18 protein-coding genes and 2 pseudogenes are annotated in these 17327 nt (G+C 39.2%); 4 read left to right on the top strand and 16 right to left on the bottom strand.

The features are described from left to right. Positions 1 to 290 precede the first annotated feature (290 nt). The 6 genes and pseudogenes from A2G56_RS10015 to ybeY all read right to left on the bottom strand — a co-directional run bounded on the left by A2G56_RS10015 (position 291) and on the right by ybeY (position 3890). Positions 291 to 826: pseudogene (locus A2G56_RS10015) on the bottom strand (NUDIX domain-containing protein). An 11-nt stretch (positions 827 to 837) separates the two neighbouring features. Beyond that, positions 838 to 1230: pseudogene (locus A2G56_RS00445) on the bottom strand (NUDIX domain-containing protein). Between the two features lie 12 nt (positions 1231 to 1242). Beyond that, positions 1243 to 1629 (bottom strand): bleomycin resistance protein, encoded by a 387-nt coding sequence (locus tag A2G56_RS00440; protein ID WP_062707507.1) that lies wholly within the window; start codon positions 1627 to 1629, stop codon positions 1243 to 1245. 419 nt (positions 1630 to 2048) lie between these two features. Then, positions 2049 to 2948, bottom strand: a complete 900-nt coding sequence (era, locus tag A2G56_RS00435; RefSeq protein ID WP_062707503.1) for a GTPase Era — start codon at positions 2946 to 2948, stop codon at positions 2049 to 2051. Positions 2949 to 3010: 62 nt separating this feature from the next. Beyond that, positions 3011 to 3412 carry a diacylglycerol kinase gene (gene dagK / locus A2G56_RS00430; RefSeq protein ID WP_062712281.1) on the bottom strand — a complete coding sequence of 134 codons (402 nt, stop codon included), beginning with the start codon at positions 3410 to 3412 and terminating at the stop codon, positions 3011 to 3013. Next, positions 3393 to 3890 (bottom strand): rRNA maturation RNase YbeY, encoded by a 498-nt coding sequence (gene ybeY / locus A2G56_RS00425; RefSeq protein WP_062707501.1) that lies wholly within the window; start codon positions 3888 to 3890, stop codon positions 3393 to 3395. Before ybeY ends, dagK begins: the two co-directional genes overlap by 20 nt. A 204-nt stretch (positions 3891 to 4094) precedes the next feature. Between ybeY and A2G56_RS00420 the strand changes: the two genes are divergently transcribed. Together A2G56_RS00420 and A2G56_RS00415 are read left to right on the top strand one after the other, a co-directional pair. After that, positions 4095 to 5300, top strand: a complete 1206-nt coding sequence (locus A2G56_RS00420; protein ID WP_062707498.1) for a mechanosensitive ion channel — start codon at positions 4095 to 4097, stop codon at positions 5298 to 5300. A 181-nt stretch (positions 5301 to 5481) separates the two neighbouring features. Further along, positions 5482 to 6741 carry an ISL3 family transposase gene (locus A2G56_RS00415; protein ID WP_062707495.1) on the top strand — a complete coding sequence of 420 codons (1260 nt, stop codon included), beginning with the start codon at positions 5482 to 5484 and terminating at the stop codon, positions 6739 to 6741. A gap of 83 nt (positions 6742 to 6824) precedes the next feature. Here A2G56_RS00415 and A2G56_RS00410 read toward each other — a convergent pair whose 3' ends face one another. The 8 genes from A2G56_RS00410 to rplK all read right to left on the bottom strand — a co-directional run bounded on the left by A2G56_RS00410 (position 6825) and on the right by rplK (position 13180). Beyond that, positions 6825 to 7883, bottom strand: coding sequence for a PhoH family protein (locus tag A2G56_RS00410; RefSeq protein ID WP_062707492.1), 1059 nt, complete (start codon positions 7881 to 7883; stop codon positions 6825 to 6827). Positions 7884 to 8449: 566 nt separating this feature from the next. Beyond that, positions 8450 to 8665 carry a YozE family protein gene (locus A2G56_RS00405; protein ID WP_062707489.1) on the bottom strand — a complete coding sequence of 72 codons (216 nt, stop codon included), beginning with the start codon at positions 8663 to 8665 and terminating at the stop codon, positions 8450 to 8452. After that, on the bottom strand, positions 8662 to 9171 hold the full coding sequence (gene msrA, locus A2G56_RS00400) for a peptide-methionine (S)-S-oxide reductase MsrA (protein WP_062707486.1): 510 nt from the start codon (positions 9169 to 9171) through the stop codon (positions 8662 to 8664). The genes A2G56_RS00405 and msrA overlap by 4 nt, the downstream gene beginning before the upstream one ends. A 147-nt stretch (positions 9172 to 9318) precedes the next feature. Then, a complete protein-coding gene (gene cvfB / locus A2G56_RS00395; protein WP_062707484.1) occupies positions 9319 to 10176 on the bottom strand; it encodes an RNA-binding virulence regulatory protein CvfB in 858 nt (285 codons plus the stop codon). A gap of 97 nt (positions 10177 to 10273) precedes the next feature. Continuing rightward, positions 10274 to 10831, bottom strand: a complete 558-nt coding sequence (gene frr, locus A2G56_RS00390; RefSeq protein ID WP_062707481.1) for a ribosome recycling factor — start codon at positions 10829 to 10831, stop codon at positions 10274 to 10276. A gap of 18 nt (positions 10832 to 10849) precedes the next feature. Then, positions 10850 to 11575 (bottom strand): UMP kinase, encoded by a 726-nt coding sequence (pyrH, locus tag A2G56_RS00385; RefSeq protein WP_062707478.1) that lies wholly within the window; start codon positions 11573 to 11575, stop codon positions 10850 to 10852. A gap of 388 nt (positions 11576 to 11963) precedes the next feature. Continuing rightward, positions 11964 to 12653, bottom strand: coding sequence for a 50S ribosomal protein L1 (gene rplA, locus A2G56_RS00380; RefSeq protein ID WP_062707475.1), 690 nt, complete (start codon positions 12651 to 12653; stop codon positions 11964 to 11966). Between the two features lie 101 nt (positions 12654 to 12754). Beyond that, complete coding sequence (gene rplK, locus A2G56_RS00375; RefSeq protein ID WP_018380860.1) at positions 12755 to 13180, bottom strand: 50S ribosomal protein L11; 426 nt, start codon at positions 13178 to 13180, stop codon at positions 12755 to 12757. Positions 13181 to 13352: 172 nt separating this feature from the next. On the opposite strand from rplK, the gene A2G56_RS00370 reads away from it, so the two are divergent. Next, positions 13353 to 13715, top strand: a complete 363-nt coding sequence (locus A2G56_RS00370) for a DUF3397 family protein (protein ID WP_335339161.1) — start codon at positions 13353 to 13355, stop codon at positions 13713 to 13715. Positions 13716 to 14336: 621 nt separating this feature from the next. On the opposite strand, the gene A2G56_RS00365 is transcribed toward A2G56_RS00370, so the two are convergent. Beyond that, complete coding sequence (locus tag A2G56_RS00365) at positions 14337 to 14975, bottom strand: SDR family oxidoreductase (RefSeq protein ID WP_062707469.1); 639 nt, start codon at positions 14973 to 14975, stop codon at positions 14337 to 14339. Positions 14976 to 16110: 1135 nt separating this feature from the next. On the opposite strand from A2G56_RS00365, the gene A2G56_RS00360 reads away from it, so the two are divergent. Continuing rightward, positions 16111 to 16878 (top strand): MerR family transcriptional regulator, encoded by a 768-nt coding sequence (locus tag A2G56_RS00360; protein ID WP_062707466.1) that lies wholly within the window; start codon positions 16111 to 16113, stop codon positions 16876 to 16878. Between the two features lie 80 nt (positions 16879 to 16958). On the opposite strand, the gene A2G56_RS00355 is transcribed toward A2G56_RS00360, so the two are convergent. Next, complete coding sequence (locus A2G56_RS00355) at positions 16959 to 17144, bottom strand: hypothetical protein (protein ID WP_062707461.1); 186 nt, start codon at positions 17142 to 17144, stop codon at positions 16959 to 16961. Between the last annotated feature and the right edge of the window lie 183 nt (positions 17145 to 17327).

Genomic DNA, 17327 nt, shown 5'->3' with positions numbered 1-17327 from the left:
GAAATACTAAAGACAGCGCTCCGGCATCTAGAAGGTATTATCTTTGTTTCAAAGTGTCACAGGCGAGTTCAAGCTCACCTCTTGGCAACCTCTCTTTTGTCCAATATGATTAATCTAAACAGCAGAAAAGAGCGAGACTGATTTTTGATACCATTCTTGGCCCCTGTTCGAGTCTGAACACCAACCTACCTTGCTAACAACTGTTGTCACATGATTAACCTGACTAAAGTCTTTTTATTTCTAAGTCAGATGCATCATCTCTTCTAAGTCGTCTATAGAAAAAGGAAATATTAAAAATACTTCCTTACTAAGTCATCATGATTATCACGTTCATAAAAAACTTCCGATGACATTTGTTCAAAAAAGATAGGAAACATTTCATCCATAGATTCAGCCAAATCGATCTTCCCTGACAACAAATCCTGACGAGAGACCCACTTGACCTCACCTTCATTTGAAGAACGAATAGTGCCAGTAAACTCAGACGTCCGATACAAAAATACCAAATACCGAATTCCATCTCCTCGTGTATGAAAATGTTTGATACCCACCAATTCCGGATGTTGGATCCTTAACCCAGTCTCTTCTAAGACCTCACGAACAACGGCATCATGCAGGCTCTCACCTTTTTCTGACGAAAGATAAAAAGCTTCGCTTTTTCTATTTCCAACCTAAAGTAGTCTCTTCCCAGACTATTTTAGCCACCTGGAAATACTGCTCCAGACCAGTCGTAGCGTTTTGGATCCCTGATTTGAATAACACAATTGCCATCTTTATCCTCAATCAGGCACATATTGGTTAAAATCACATCTTCACTACGTGGCATACTACTCTCCTTTATCGTCCTATTTGAAAATCTCCTGAAAAATACTCTTCTAGCATCAAGCGATGTTTATCAGAAACACTCCCTAACTGGTCAATCTCGTCTTTTGTAAAAAAAGCTATCTTCAAGGTTTCTTCATTATGGAAATCACTAATATTTCCCATCTCTGTCGCTGTCATTTCATAGATAAAGACAACTGTTTGAACTTGGTCACCATTTGGATAAACTTCATCAAAGTTGGTATAAACATTCAACAGACGCTTCGCCTCAACCTTAATGCCCGTTTCTTCCTAGAACTCACGAGCAGCCGTGCCCTCTTCATTAGCTAAAATGCCTCCAGCAAAATTCAAAATAATCTTACCCTGTCCAACTTTGGAACGGATATAGGAAATATAGTCTTGGTTCATGTGTTCTCCTCCTCAATCACTAATCCGCCAATAGTAGCCATCAGGATCCAGAACCGCAAATTCTTTGGGTCGAACCACGTCATCGCCCACACGGAACTCTCTGACTTCAAGTTCTCGACGAATCGGATAACCAGCAGTCTGAAATGCTTGATAAGTAGCAGATACATCATCAACACCCAGAGAAAAATTAAGCCCATACCCAAAAGGATAGATCAGCTGGCTGAGTTCTTCCTCACTTGCTTCCTCAATCATCAACTGGGCATCACCATAGGACAGAAAATAAAACTTGTCCTCAGGACGCTCGTATTCTACTTGAAAACCTAAAAGGTCAACGTAGAAGACATAAGTTTTTTCAATGTCTGAGACAATCAATTCTGGTATGAGTGTACTGTATTCCATAGGGTTCTCCTTAACAACCTATCACGACATTGACAGTTCGATTGCCTTCTTTGAAACCTATTGCGCTACAAAAACTTGGCTAGTCAGGTTATTTATTTACCATTTGACGCCAGCTAGCTGATGCTCCGCTCATTTACCCATTGGCACGCAAAGACAACTAGCCGTTCAGCAATGTCTTACCTACGGCAGTTATCAAGGACAGCAATCCCTTCAGATAAGCAACTGGACTGGTCTTTGTCCCCTCAGCCTAGTCCTTCTGGAATAGATAGAATGGTAAAAGCCAACACCCTGCCACTTTGCCATAAAAGGTATTCATCTGGGGAAAGCTCCCTCTTGAAGCCCGCCCCAACTGCGATCTTTCTACCTACCAAATTATCGATGCTAGGCCTGACCAATCAGACTACCAACCCGTTTAATGATCAATATTCTTTCTCATTATAACCAAAGTCGGCGAGGTCAAGTTTTTTATCACGCCAGTTTTTCTTGACCTTGACCCAGGTTTCGAGGAAGACCTTATCTCCTAGCATGAGTTCAATATCACGGCGAGCCATGGTTCCTATTTTCTTGAGCATAGCACCTTGTTTACCAATGACAATCCCTTTTTGGCTGTCGCGTTCAACCATAATAGTTGCACGGATATGCACCTTGTCCGTTTCTTCATCCCGTTTCATAGACTCAATCACAACAGCGATAGAATGCGGTACTTCTTGCTGCGTTAAATGAAGCACCTTCTCGCGGATCATTTCAGAAACCAAGAAACGTTCTGGATGATCGGTGATTTGATCCTCTGGGAAATACTGAAAACCTTCCTCGAGATTATCTTTAAGAATTTCCATCAGACGATTAACATTATTTCCTTGAGTTGCTGAAATCGGCACAATCTCTTTAAAGTCCATTTGATCTTTAAAGTCATCAATCTGTGCTAAAAGCTGATCCGGATGCACTTTATCAATCTTGTTGATAACTAGAATAACAGGCACCTTAGCAGCTTTGAGGCGCTCAATAATCATATCATCACCCTTACCACGCTCTTCGTCTGCTGGTACCATAAAAAGGACCGTCTCCACTTCACGAAGTGTGCTGTAAGCTGATTCCACCATGAAATCACCCAAGGCTGTCTTAGGTTTATGAATACCTGGTGTGTCAATAAAGACAATTTGCTCCGCATCTGTGGTATAGATGCCCATAATTTTATTACGTGTTGTTTGTGCCTTGTCACTCATGATGGCAATCTTTTGCCCCATGACATAATTCAAGAAGGTTGATTTTCCAACATTAGGACGACCTAAAATCGCCACAAAACCACTTTTAAATGACATAAATTTGATTCACTTTCTTCAATTCTTTAGTTCCCTAACAGGTGTTTGTTAGGGATTGTTATTCATCCAAAAACTAGTTGCCACATCTTAGGTACAAAGATGATAAGGCCAGTTAATAAAGCATATCCTGAGATCACTAAAACAGCACCAGCAGCCATGTCTTTCGCATTCTTGGCCAACATGGAGAAATGGTAATCACTAGCCAAATCCACTACATTTTCGATGGCCGAATTGACAATTTCAAAAGAAATCACCAAAAAGATACTAAGAAGTAAAAATAACCACTCCAGTGCTGAAATTTGGAAAACAAATCCGGCTATCACTGCTAGAAGAGCAGAAATCATATGCTTACGCATATTGCGCTCTTCTTTATAAGCATTGACCACCCCAGTCACAGCAAACTCCATACTGGCTGTCAAAGTCCGGTTTTTCCATTTATTTTGCTTATTGTCTTGTGAGTCCATAGGCATTCAAAATCTCTTCCTGTAGTCCGAACATCTCTGCTTCTTCTTCTGGTGTGTAATGATCATAACCATTGATATGAAGGAATCCATGAACTGCCAAGAAGCCCATTTCACGCTCATAGGAATGTCCATACTCTTGGGCTTGCTCTTTGGCTTTATCAATAGAGATAAAAAGCTCGCCGATATAAACGTCAAATTCTTCCATCATTTCTGCTATCTCAGGATTTTCTGCTAAATCCTCCTCATCAAAAACAATAGGATTTTCTGGCTTATACTCCAAACTAATCACATCTGTCGGACGATCGGTATCTCGATACTCCAGATTTAAGGCATGGCTTCGTTCATTGGTCACAAATGTAACAGCCATTTCCTTGTCCGCTTTTCCAGTTTTTTCAGCCGCAAATTCAAGCAAATCAAGTGTTTGCTTCTTGATCTCTTCAGAAACCTGTCCAGTCTCATCAATCATCTCTACATACATATTTTTAGATAGTAATCATCACTCCTTGTGAAGTGACTAATTATCCTTTCTTTCAAATTCTTACAGTCTTTTTATTATACCATAAATCCTAGTTAAGCTCTTCTGCCAAGCCAACAGATACTTTGATGACGAAATCATTTTCTTTGTGAAAATAGCAACATCATGCTATTCTAATACTGAAAGAAATTTTTAGGAGGTATCATTATGGATACATATTCACGATTCACTGAATCTATCTTTGGAGCTGTGCCAGGCGCCATTCGTATTATCGTTTTGATTCTGGTTGCACTTGTTGTTGCTGCCATTGTCAAAAAACTTGTCGTTAAAGGCCTAACCAAGTTAGCGCCTGTGGCTAAATTATCAAAATGGGGATTGGTTAAACCAACTCAAGATGAAAAATCACTTATTAAAGGTTGCGGTCAATTCGCTTATTTCTTAGTCATCTTGTTCTTCTTGCCAGCTATTCTTTCTGGTCTTGGCGTTTCAAGTGTTGTTGACCCTATCTCAAACATGTTTGCTAAATTCTTTGGTTTCTTGCCAAACGCCGTAGCTGCTGGTCTTATCCTCTTCGTCGGTGTCTTCCTCTGCAAATTCGTTAAAAACATCGTCAGCAACCTCCTGGTTAAATTACCATTTGAAAAATGGATGAGCAAACTCTTTGATCAAGATATGACTCAGGCTAAGGTGAATGAAGTTAAAATCGCTGATGCACTAGCATCTATCGTTTACGTTCTTCTTTTCATTCCAATCTTAACGCTTGCGCTTGAAACCCTTGGAATCAGATCACTATCAGAGCCAATCGTTGGATTGCTTAACCAAGTGATTAGCTTTATCCCCAACATCTTGGTTGCCGTTGTTCTCTTGGCAATTGGTGGCTTTATTGCTAAATTGCTCAGTAACTTACTTGAAAAAGTCCTTAAAGCATCAGGTATCGATCGCTATTCACAATACCTTAGTGTTAAAGGACAAGCAGAGTACCAAATCTCAACGGTACTTGCTAACATCGTCAGTGCTATCATCTTAGTATTCTTCTTTGTTCAAGCATTAGCAACACTTAACCTTTCTGTCCTCAACACAATTGGTCTTGCTGTCATTGCTTATCTCCCAGCCGTTATTAGTTCACTCGCTATTCTCGGACTTGCCGTCATTCTTGGCAACGTGCTTGCTGGCTTTATCGCTAAATCAACTAGCAGCAAGGCACTTGGCGAAGTTGTGCGCTATGGACTAATTGCCCTAGCTATCTTCATGGCACTCGATCAATTAAACATTGCTCAAACGATTGTTCAAACAACATTCACCATTATTCTTGGAGCTGTTGCTGTTGCTTTCGCCCTCGCCTTTGGTCTTGGTGGTAAAGCCTTCGCAGCCCGTCAACTTGAAAAATTGGAAAACTTCCTTAACAAGAAATAATTCCTAAAAACATCAAAAGCATCTCAAAGCGAGGTGCTCTTTTTACATAAGAAAAAGGGCTCTATAATTTCTGTAGTGGGTAAATTCTTCTCGGAGATTATGGAGTCTTTTTGAATATAGCAAAAAAGTCCCATATGACTTATAATGAAAAGCGACTAAACCACTCATTAGAAAGACTCATATGGAACAACTAGATTATATCAAAGATTCGCTCGACATTAAAGACCCTAACATCACTTTTGAAAAGACATTTGACAAGTTCTTCACTCACAGAGAGTATCATGCCAAGTTAGATTATGATCCCCCTCAATGCTCTGTTTGTCAAGGAAAAATGACAAAGTACGATTTCCAAAAGCCTTGCAAAATTCCCTATCTGGAAATGGCGGGTTGTAAAGTACTGATTCGTCTCAAAAAGCGTCGCTTCAAATGTCAAGCGTGTGGGAAAATGGCTGTTGCTAAGACCTCTCTGGTCAGAGAAAATCACCAGATTCCCAACATCATTAACCACAAAATCACCGACAAACTCATGAGTCGTGAGGCAATGACAAAAATCTCTGAAGACCTGTCTGTCTCTGTGTCAACCGTCTATCGGCAGCTCAACCGCTTTGAGTGCAAGACCGATTTAACCTGGTTACCCGAGAACATGTCCTGGGATGAGTATGCTTTTAAGAAGGGAAAGATGAGCTTTATTGCCCAAGATTTCGATGCTAACAAGATTATCGCTATCCTTGATGGTCGGACGCAAGCTGTCATCAGAAATCATTTTTTGCGGTATTCTCACAAGGTGCGCAGTCGTGTTAAAGTCATCACCATGGATATGTTTAGTCCCTACTATGACATCGCTAAGACACTGTTTCCTAAGGCGAAGATTGTTCTCGATAGGTTCCACATTATTCAACATTTATCTCGCGCTATGAACCGTCTCCGTATCCAAATCATGAACCAATTTGAGCGTCAATCTCACGAATATAAGGCCTTGAAACGTTACTGGAAACTCATCCAACAAGATAGTCGTAACCTAAACGATAAACGGTTTTATCGTCCAACTTTTCGCATGCACTTGACCAATCAAGAGATTGTGCAACGTCTTTTGAGCTACTCTGATGAGCTACGTCACCACTATGAACTCTTCCAATGCCTTCTCTTTCATTTCCAAGAAAAGCAGGAGAAACACTTCTTTGAACTCATTTCTGATACCATCAAACAAGTCCATCCCATCTTCAAGACCGTCTTATCAACCTTTCTAAAAGACAAGGAAAAGATTATCAACGCCCTGAAACTACCTTATTCCAATGCCAAACTAGAGGCGACCAACAACCTTATTAAAGTCATTAAGCGAAATGCTTTTGGCTTTAGGAACTTCGAAAACTTCAAAAAACGGATTTATCTTGCTTTGAATACAACAAAAGAGAAGACCAAACTGGTCCTCTCTCGGTGTTAACTATAAGTCAACCCACTACAGTTGACAAAGAGCCAGAAAAAGACTCTCCGAATCATCAGAGAGTCTTTACTTTAACACTAAACTCAATCCTTATCCTCAGGTAATTCCCCTATCACTTCATAGGTCGTTAAGCCTGATTTTTTAGCAGCTTGTGATCCTTCAGATGATTTTTGAATATCTTCTGCGCGAAGCTTCGTTTCATAGGCATTGATAATTTCTGCTACTACTGGATGGCGAACCACATCCTTAGCTGAGAAATGCACAAAATCTATCTGCTTAATAGCCTTCAACTTTTCAGAAGCATCAATCAAGCCCGATTTTACATTACGAGGCAAGTCAATCTGACTAGTATCCCCATTAACAATCATCTTAGAATTAAAGCCAAGACGGGTCAAGAACATCTTCATTTGCATGATGGTCGTATTTTGCGCCTCATCTAAAATGACAAAAGCATCATCCAGCGTACGACCACGCATATAAGCTAAGGGAGCAATTTCAATGATGTCGCGCTCCATAAGGCGAGCTGTCTGCTCCTTACCCAAAATTTGATAAAGAGCATCATAAACCGGTCGAAGATAAGGATCAACCTTTTCTTTCAAATCTCCCGGTAAAAATCCTAAGCTCTCACCAGCTTCAACCGCAGGGCGGGTCAAAATAATCCGTTTTACCTGTCCACGCTTGAGAGCTGTTACAGCCAAGGTCACCGCAAGGAAGGTTTTACCAGTACCAGCAGGACCAATACCGAAAACCACGTCGTGCTTCTTAACGCTATCCACATACACTTTTTGACCAAGTGTTTTTACGCGAATGGGTTTGCCATAGCTATCTTTGATGATTTCCTCTTCATAAAGAGCCACGAATTTATCAATTGTTCCATTTTCAGCCATAGATAGGGCAGTTACCACATCAGACGTGTTAATCGTCATACCGCGCTCTACAAGTACAAGAAGGGCTTGGATAGTGATACGTGCTAGTTCTACCGCTTCTTCCTCATCAGCCAAAATCTGAACACGCTCAGTTCTAGCATGAATAATAACCTGAAGATGTTCTTCAATAAGACGTAAATGACGTTCGTTAGTCCCGAAAAGTGCCAAGACATCGTCGGGATGGTTAAGGGTGATTTCTACAGAATACTCTTGCAAACTTAAATCCTTTTCTTTGTTAAATTAGTTTCATTATATCAAAAAATCCCCAAAAATAGGGATTTCTACTATTCTTAAACCGTTGATTTCTTTTGGAATCTCAAAAAGACTGTCGCTAGAAGAAAAAGTTTTCAAGATGGACAACACTATTGGCAAAACCAAGCGGTGCAATCATCCAGCCTGTGACAGAAAACATACGAATCATTGATAGGCTAAAAAGCATACTAAAGCTTGGTAAAGCATCGTCTAAGGCAACCTACTTTCGTGAGTGACCATCAACCAGAACCTTATCTATCATTGCTTTCTTTAATTTGGAGGATAATAACTGTCCTTGCCTTTTCTAACCGCATCAACACCATGCCTATTCATGCCTTTGATTAGGTATTTGATGGTAGCAATAATAACATCATACTGTTGACTAAGTCGAAAACAAGGTCCCCCATTTTTCTTTGCTCATATAGGCTTCAGTGATCGTCGTTACTTAATGTCATCAAAAAAGAACCCCAAAAGCTAGATGTTCTGTCTAACTTTTGGGGATCAGTATAAAATGGGAATTTTTCATTAGACTAATGCGCCAAATAATCTTCCCAAATCTGGTCAAAATGACTCAGATTGAAAGCAAAACTAGCTTCATCTTCCAAGTAACGACTGATAAGGTCAAAGTCATCTGTATGCTTGGGAAAGGTTGTATCCTCAAAGGCCAAATCAGCCAAGATAGCTACTGGCGCATTTGACTTAGGATTTCGCTCAGTCATCAACCATGTGTAAAAGGATTTTCTCACTGCCAATTCTCCTCTAGAAACTGATGACGAATAGCACTTGAAGCCGCATAACGCTCCGGATTAGTTTTATAGAACCCTTGATGATAATCTTCTGCTTCGTAAAAGGTCTCAGCCGGTTCAATTGTTGTCACGATTGGTTTATCAAAACGTCCCGATTTTTCAAGAGCAGACTTAGATTTCTCAGCAATTTCTTTTTGACGCTCATCAAAATAATAAATCACTGGACGATAATTGTCTCCTCGATCTTCAAACTGACCAAAAGCGTCCGTTGGATCGGTTTGCGCCCAGTAGAGTTCTACCAAATCCTTGTAAGACACTTTTTCAGGGTCAAAGATAATTTCCACAGCTTCTGTATGACCAGTCGTATGACTGCAAACTTGTTCATAAGTTGGATTTGGGACATGACCGCCTGTATAACCACTACGAACAGATAAAATCCCCTCTTGTTCTTCAAATGGTTGGACCATACACCAGAAACAACCGCCTGCAAATATTGCTCTTTCCATACTTGTACCTCTTCCTATTATGTCTTATTTTACCATCAGATAGAAGGCTGTCAATAACAACCTTAGCCAATAATAGTCTCCTGTTGATTGTTTGAGTATAACAAAAAAATCTCGGAATGTCTGAGATTTTTTTCTGTCTTTTGAGCATTAATCAATTAACTCTGTTCCTGACCTATCTTGTTTGATTTTGTTAGCCTTCATCAAACCACCTAAAGCTTTTTTAAACTGCCCTTTAGAAATCCCAAAAGTTGCCTTGATATCTTCTGGGGTGGATTTGTCATTAAGCGTCATAAACCCTCCATTAGCCTCTAAATAAGTTAAAATCATCTGAGCATCATTTTCCAACATTTCAAAAGAACGCGGTTTAATCGATAGATTCAGAGTGCGGTCAATCTCTCGGAACCCAATAACACGAGCATCTAAAACCTGACCGAGACGCGGCTCAGCATAGCGCTCACTTGGATGGATAAATCCTAACATATTGTTTTCTGGTAGATAAACAAAAGTACCTGACAGTTTGAGACGGTAAACAATAGCTGGCCAAGTTTGGTTTTGCATATTATCGTAAGCTGGTCCAGCCATTTTCTGAAAAACGTCAGCTTCAGCGGGCAAGCCCCAAATACGATCTTTACGGTCAACATCAAGCTTTATGTACAAACGGTCTCCCTTTTTAGGCCATAATTCTTTCATTTCTGGAAGCACATCCAACGAAACAACAATTTCCTTATCTGGAATTCCAGCATCCACAAAAACACCTAAATCACGACGAACATCTGTCACTGTTCCCCAACCATAGCTAGTTCTGGTCGAAGCCACTTCTTTGGTTGTTAAACGTGGCTTTTGCTTCATATCAGTATAAGCAAATCCTTTAACCATGTCGCCTAATTGATGTGTTCCCTCTTCTTTAGAAAGGGAAAAGGTGATGCCATCTTTTTGTACAAAATAGGCTTGTGTATTTTCATCTGTTACCAAACCACTGATAACAGTTCCTAATAGTTCATTCATATTGGTTTCTCTATTTCTTTTAAGAAAAAGGCCGTGGGACAAATCGCCCAACTCGGGTCTTTCATCACACCGCCTCTTATTTTATAATGGTTTAAACTTAAACTTCTAATAGTTCTTTTTCTTTATTGGCAACCATGCTGTCGATATGTTTAACCGCTTCATCCGTTGCTGCCTGAATATCTTTTTCAAGGCTACGCAATTGGTCTTCAGTAATTTCGTTATCCTTCTCTTGCTTTTTAGCTTCATCCATAGCATCGCGACGAATATTACGGATAGCAACTTTTGAGTTTTCCCCAACTTTTTTCACTTCTTTAGCAAGCTCTTTACGAGTTTCTTCCGTAAGTGGTGGGATTACCAAGCGAATAACCGAACCATCATTTGCAGGGTTAATGCCAAGATCAGATTCATTGATCGCACGTTCAATATCCTTAATAGAAGATTTATCAAATGGTGAAATCAAAAGGACACGAGCTTCTGGTACAGTGATTGATGCTAGTTGGTTAAGAGGCGTTGGTGCTCCATAGTATTCCACTTGAATGCGGTCCAAAAGACTGGCATTAGCACGTCCAGCACGAATACTAGCAAATTCACGAGCAAGCGATTGGTGAGATTGTTCAAAACGTTCTTTAGCTTTTGTAATAATTTCTTTTGTCATTTTGTTTCCTTTATCCTTTTATGCTTTATTTGATACTGTCGTACCGATTGGCTCTCCAAGAACCACACGCTTAATATTGCCTGGCTCATTCATATTAAAGACTACCAAATCAATATCATTATCCATCGAAATCGCTGATGCTGTGGCATCCATAATCTTTAAACCGCGTTTAATCACTTCACCGTGGGTCAATTCATCAAACTTCACGGCATCAGCATTTTTGCGGGGGTCATCATTGTAGACACCATCTACACCATTTTTAGCCATAAGGATGGCATCTGCTTCAATTTCAGCAGAACGAAGAGCAGCTGTCGTATCAGTTGAAAAATAGGGAGAACCAATTCCAGCGCCGAAAATAACCACACGATTTTTCTCGAGATGACGAAGCGCTCGTCCACGAATATAAGGCTCGGCTACATTATGCATGGCAATAGCTGTTTGAACACGTGTATCAACTCCTTCTTGTTGAAGACTATCAGCCATAACAAGAGCATTCATAACCGTACCAAGCATACCCGTATAATCCGCTTGAACACGATCCATCCCAGCTTCTGCAGCCGGCTCCCCACGCCAAAGGTTTCCACCACCAATAACAAGGGCAATCTGTATGCCTGATGCATGAACCTCAGCAATTTCTTTTGCCATCTCTTGAACTGTCTTGATGTCAATACCGACACCACGCTCTCCAGCAAGAGCTTCTCCAGATAATTTAATCAAAACACGTTTATATTTTGGTTGAACCATGTTCTTCTCCTCAATGCTAATTAACATGATAACACATCATTATCTTTACCATTTTATCATAAAGAAGCTTAATTTAATAGTCTCATTGTACTGTGATTTTGTACTTTTTGGTCAATTTAGCTTGATGAAAAAGGTCTTTTGAAATTATTTTATCCTCTCTTTTCATTTTATATGGTAAAGAAAAGCTCTCAAAAGACTTAATCAGAAAACGTTTCTAAGACCCGAATTCATTGGCCATTCGATCTTATAGTTTCCATTCTTTTATCATCTAAAGACATTAGTCCCATTCTTAGTCTTTTCTTTTGGCAGAGTATGTATTCAGTCAACATATCAATCTAACGCCAATAAAAAAGGCTTACCGAAGTAAGCACCTTTTATAAACTACTGATTAAAATGAGTTAGGATCAACTTTGATACCAACACCTTGAGTTGTAGTAAGTGTCAAGTTTGTGATGTAAGTACCCTTAGCTGTTGATGGTTTTGCTTTAACGATAACGTTGTTAAGAGCTCTAAAGTTTTCAACCAATTTGTCATCTTCAAATGATACTTTACCAATAAGAGCTTGAACATTACCAGCTTTGTCAGCACGGTAAGTGATTTTACCACCTTTAGACTCTTCAACTGCTTTAGCAACATCCATAGTTACTGTACCAGTTTTAGGGTTTGGCATAAGGTTACGAGGTCCAAGGACACGTCCAAGACGACCCACAACTGCCATCATATCAGGTGTTGCGATAACAACATCAAAATCTAACCAACCACCTTGGATTTTTTGAACAAGGTCGTCTTCACCCACGAAGTCTGCACCAGCTGCTTTAGCTTCTTCAGCTTTAGCACCACGTGCAAAAACAAGAACGCGAGAAGTTTTACCAGTTCCAGCAGGCAATACCATTGCACCACGGATTTGTTGATCAGCTTTCTTAACGTCGATGTTAAGGTTGTATGATACTTCTACAGTTGCATCAAATTTTGCGAAGTTTGTTGATTTAGCAAGCACTACAGCTTCTTCAACGCTGTAAGCTTTTGTGCTGTCGATTTTTTCAAGCGCAGCACGCATTTGTTTACTTTTTTTAGCCATTATAAAATTTCTCCTTGTAATGTGGTAATAGCGATTTTCATCTCCCACGTCACTCATCGAAATAGACGATGAAGTTTAGCGGGTTCAGGGTCTCTTACTGATTAATCAGTAACAGTGAATCCCATAGAACGAGCAGTACCTTCGATCATACGCATAGCAGACTCAACTGATGCTGCGTTCAAATCTGGCATTTTAGTTTCAGCAATTTCTTGTACTTGTGCACGAGTAACTGATGCAACTTTCGTTTTGTTTGGCTCACCAGAACCTTTTTCAACACCTGCAGCTTTTTTCAAAAGAACAGCAGCTGGTGGTGTTTTTGTAACGAAATCAAATGATTTGTCTTCGTATACTGAGATAACAACTGGGATAATCATACCAGCTTGGTCAGCTGTACGAGCGTTAAACTCTTTAGTGAATCCCATAATGTTGATACCGGCTTGACCAAGTGCTGGTCCAACGGGTGGAGCTGGTGTCGCTTTACCGGCAGGAATTTGAAGTTTTACAATGTTTTCGACTTTCTTAGCCATGAATAAAATCCTCCTATTGTGGTTATGTCGGTAATTTAAAGATTTTTACCTCCCACAAGCATGCCAATAGCATACTCATCTATTATACTTGTTTTAAATAAAATTTCAAGTTTTTTATGCTTTTTTTCTAAAAATGATTTACTTTACTCAAGATAATCGTTAAAATAAGCATATGTCAGTATTCATGTTTAAAGTACTCAGTGCGAGTTTACTCATTTTAACCCCTATTTTTACCTATATTATTTGCAAGTTTTTCAAGTTAGCGCGACTTGGTATCAAATTCCCAGATATCACCATTCCTTTATATATCTTTGAGATAATCGTAGCCAGTTCACAATTTTTTAAACACAGTTTTATCTATTATTACTTAATAGCAATTGCTATTCTTGCCATTGTTGCTGCTACTTGGCAATTTCTAAGAACCAAAACATTCACTTATAAGAAATGGTTCAAATTTTTTTGGCGTCTCAATTTCTTTTTAACCTTTTTTTTCTTCTTAGTTACCCTCATTCTTCTATTTCAGTACTCTTCCTAATGGAGCAATCTGTGTTTTATAATGCGTAAAAAGGCAAATCCTGCTATTCAAAGGATTTGCCTTTTTAATGTCACCTGTTCGATGATTTAATACATTTATCTCATTTTAAGGCCAATCTAGTAATGATTATTGAAAACTAGTTTTTTATTTTGGCTACCGTTTTTCAGCAATATAACTGCTATTGCAATCGCTCAATTATACACAACTTCTCCCTTTTCTAAACAGTAATTCCTTCACTACCGAGTCGCCTTAGTGTCTATAGCAAGTGGTAGTAAAAGAGGAAAGGGATTTAGGGGAAGATGGCAATTCAGACCCACAATACCTACCATAGACTACCTTCTTTAGCTAGTTGATTCTACATGATATACCACTGGTTTAAAAACTAGGAGACTTCATACTGCAATCATTGCTTTGCTTACTCTTACGATTTTAAGTCCCCATATCTTGTGACGAAACAGTTTTAAAAGTTGACTGGTTTTCCAAGATATCACTTTTCAATAGCTGGTTAGAATCAAGGATATAGCCGTGTCCTTGTCAGGTCTGATGAAGAGCATTATTAACATCTTTTTACCAAAATAGCCATTATTTTTGTAGTTTTGGCTCGAAAGGATGCTTGTTCGTTTAAAGGCTGTTCAAAGCATCTGTAATTGGTGTTTCTCCATCACTCATCTGAATGATTTTACCGATAGTATTTGGAAACTCCAAAACCTCTGCCAATACCTTAGCAACATTTGGAATAGTGTTAGGTTTTGGCTGTGAAACATGGATCGCAATCTTTCCTGAACCTGATTCTGCCTCGACCAGATTTCCTGATTGGACAATCGTATAGTTTAACTTAGTCTGATGCATCAGCCAATGATCGGCAAAAAATTTAGCAATATTATAATTCATAATCTTGGCTAAATTCGGATCTGACCATTTTTCAGGCTCAGTTGCAAATATAGAGCTAAGCAGAACAAAACGCGATACATTTGCTGCTTCTGCTGCTTGCATGAGTTTCACTGCTCCGAAGGCATCCGTTTGCAACAAATCTTTTCCACGCGATCCAGCTGTAAAATAAACCGCATCGCTTCCTTTGATTAGAGATGCTAGTTTTGTTAAATCTTCATGTAGATCCATGGCAACTGGTTCAACTCCTGCCAAATGAATAACGTTACCTGGCTTTCTTGCCCCAGCAACTACGGTATGCCCTTTTCCAATCAATTCCTTTATCAACTGCTCCGCAACTCGTCCTGTTGCTCCCGCTACAAATACACGCATAACTTCCTCCTTATTATCTAGTTGTTTGCGCACGCCATTAAAAGATAAAATAGAGAACGACGAAATCGACTAGTGGTCTTGTTACAAATATGATTGACAAACCTCTTTTTCAACCAAAAAAGGCTGCAAGTCTTGCTCAATCTTCTCTAAAAAAGCTTGTTCTTTTAACGCAAGTCACTCACTCGCAATTCAAGATTGGTTTGTTCTTTTAGGGTATAGCAAGCAGTAAACGTATTAAGATTGATGCCATACGTGAGGAAAAAGCGCTCTAACCTAATTTTTAAACGCTCATGCTCTCGCTAACCCCTTAACGATTGTTCGAACAGGTTAGATTCTTTTAATCATTTACGCACACTTTCATTATACAGTTCATTTTGACACAATTCAAAGATTTGAAACACAATCAATCATAGTCAAGACCCTTGGCTACTTGTTTCAGCTCAAGACGGTCCTCATCCCCAAGTATAGTGAAAGGAAACAAAAACAGTACAATCGTGACATAGTATTGATACAACATACTCACTAAATTAGTGTAAAACAGACCCCAAAAATAATGTCACATTATGAGACTTGTCTAGAAATATTTTTGTCCTGCTCGTATTTCTAGATCACCGAATCCTTGCTCTTAAAAAGAATTGACTGGCATTATCAGTCTCATCATGATCCCTCACAAATAAAGATGTTACACAACTATTATAAGGCTTCTCGCTTGCGCTCAGGGGCATAAAAAATTGTAAGCATAAGTGGTGATTTTCTTTTGATAGACTTGGTAACCAATGGTAGCAATTCAAACCCACATTTGTTACAGCGACTTCATCATGATTGAACCACAGTGTCCTCACAATTATTATCGTATAATTTGTGCAAAAGTTTTCTGACCACTTATCAAGCACACCATTTCATTTCGTTTCTTTAAGGCGTTATCAGTCGAGTAGACTTCGCCGCTTCATCGTAATCATCTCATTAGTTGTGTTCTCTTAATTTTTCAAAACAGCTGCTAGTAGTATTATCTAGAAAAAAATGCTCAAAAGCACTTGACATTAACCTTACGTTAATTTGTATACTAAGGTAGTGAACGGGAAACATTTTGTTCACTCATGTATTTTGTAAGAAATGACATAGGGAGGAGACGAACATGATTTATTCGATTGGGCAGTTGGCTGAACTCTCCGGGATTAGCACGCGTACTCTTAGGTACTATGAAGCTATTGGGATACTTCTGCCTTCTCGTAAAAATGACAGTGGCTACCGCTTTTATGGTGAAAAGGAGGTCGACATCCTGCAACAAATTCTTTTTTATAAGGAGCGAGGTTTTGAACTCAAGCAAATTAAGGAATTACTCATTCAAGAAAATCTTGATATGATGACTCGTTTAGAAGACCACTTACTAGATTTAAAAGCTAAAAAGGCTAGATTGGAAGCCATGATTGATAATCTCGAACACACTATTCAAGCACAGAAAGGAAAATCAACAATGACGACACAAGAAAAATTTCAAGCATTTAAAGAAAAAAAGATAGCAGAAAATGACGCAAAATATGGAGCTGAACTTCGGAATACCTACGGAGAAGACGCCATTCGCCAATCTAACCAACACTTTGCTCAGATGACTGAAGAAACTTATAAAGAGTGGCAAAAGCTAGATCAAGACATTAAAAGCTTACTTCATCACGCGATAGTGGAAGGATGGACGGTGGAAGATGAAAGAAGCAAAGAAATTGCCCAACTTCATAAAAAGTGGCTACAAATGGCAGACAAGCATTACTCAGTAGAAAAACATATCGGCATTGCTCAATTGTACATAGCTGATGAACGTTTTACAACTTACTATGATGACACTACAAAAGGCTGCGCTGCTTTTTTGACGGCTAGCATTAGCTACTGGGCAACATTAATTGATTAAAAAAACTGATAGTGGCTTAACTGCTACTATCAGTTTTTATTGATGATATGTTATCATCTGCCATGTAGACTTGTCCCAAATCACCGAGATGCATTGTCATAGCGCAATACCTTATCTAAAATAGTTTCCAGTGTTTCTTGATGAAGCGATTGGAACAAGCTTAGTTCAACTTTTCCAATACGCATTTTCAGCATTATCTCGTTTTTCTTTTTCTTCTCAAAGCGACGAGTTTGTGGTGTTTCCAAAGGAACGATAGGTTGTGTCATCACAATAATCTCCGATTCTGTTTTCTACTAACAGTATACTGGAGGAGTAAGAGGATGACTAGATACCTTGGTATGGAGCGCTTACCGCTTACCTTACAAAAACACTATAATGAAAAGCACCCCAATAGCTAGGAATACCTAACTTTGAGGTGCTTTTTCAGCTTCGACGGGACCTACCCATAA

Origin of the sequence: Streptococcus halotolerans, assembly GCF_001598035.1 — a bacterium.
In the GTDB taxonomy this organism is placed as follows: domain Bacteria; phylum Bacillota; class Bacilli; order Lactobacillales; family Streptococcaceae; genus Streptococcus; species Streptococcus halotolerans.
This window is presented reverse-complemented; position numbering and strand designations above follow the sequence as displayed.

What these genes read in the sequence shown, in the direction of transcription:
- A2G56_RS00440 (WP_062707507.1), bottom strand. Translation starts at nt 1,629, where the DNA reads ATGGAATACAGTACACTCATACCAGAATTGATTGTCTCAGACATTGAA.
- era (WP_062707503.1), bottom strand. Translation starts at nt 2,948, where the DNA reads ATGTCATTTAAAAGTGGTTTTGTGGCGATTTTAGGTCGTCCTAATGTT.
- dagK (WP_062712281.1), bottom strand. Translation starts at nt 3,412, where the DNA reads ATGGACTCACAAGACAATAAGCAAAATAAATGGAAAAACCGGACTTTG.
- ybeY (WP_062707501.1), bottom strand. Translation starts at nt 3,890, where the DNA reads ATGTATGTAGAGATGATTGATGAGACTGGACAGGTTTCTGAAGAGATC.
- A2G56_RS00420 (WP_062707498.1), top strand. Translation starts at nt 4,095, where the DNA reads ATGGATACATATTCACGATTCACTGAATCTATCTTTGGAGCTGTGCCA.
- A2G56_RS00415 (WP_062707495.1), top strand. Translation starts at nt 5,482, where the DNA reads ATGGAACAACTAGATTATATCAAAGATTCGCTCGACATTAAAGACCCT.
- msrA (WP_062707486.1), bottom strand. Translation starts at nt 9,171, where the DNA reads ATGGAAAGAGCAATATTTGCAGGCGGTTGTTTCTGGTGTATGGTCCAA.
- cvfB (WP_062707484.1), bottom strand. Translation starts at nt 10,176, where the DNA reads ATGAATGAACTATTAGGAACTGTTATCAGTGGTTTGGTAACAGATGAA.
- frr (WP_062707481.1), bottom strand. Translation starts at nt 10,831, where the DNA reads ATGACAAAAGAAATTATTACAAAAGCTAAAGAACGTTTTGAACAATCT.
- pyrH (WP_062707478.1), bottom strand. Translation starts at nt 11,575, where the DNA reads ATGGTTCAACCAAAATATAAACGTGTTTTGATTAAATTATCTGGAGAA.
- rplA (WP_062707475.1), bottom strand. Translation starts at nt 12,653, where the DNA reads ATGGCTAAAAAAAGTAAACAAATGCGTGCTGCGCTTGAAAAAATCGAC.
- rplK (WP_018380860.1), bottom strand. Translation starts at nt 13,180, where the DNA reads ATGGCTAAGAAAGTCGAAAACATTGTAAAACTTCAAATTCCTGCCGGT.
- A2G56_RS00370 (WP_335339161.1), top strand. Translation starts at nt 13,353, where the DNA reads ATGTCAGTATTCATGTTTAAAGTACTCAGTGCGAGTTTACTCATTTTA.
- A2G56_RS00365 (WP_062707469.1), bottom strand. Translation starts at nt 14,975, where the DNA reads ATGCGTGTATTTGTAGCGGGAGCAACAGGACGAGTTGCGGAGCAGTTG.
- A2G56_RS00360 (WP_062707466.1), top strand. Translation starts at nt 16,111, where the DNA reads ATGATTTATTCGATTGGGCAGTTGGCTGAACTCTCCGGGATTAGCACG.
- A2G56_RS00355 (WP_062707461.1), bottom strand. Translation starts at nt 17,144, where the DNA reads ATGACACAACCTATCGTTCCTTTGGAAACACCACAAACTCGTCGCTTT.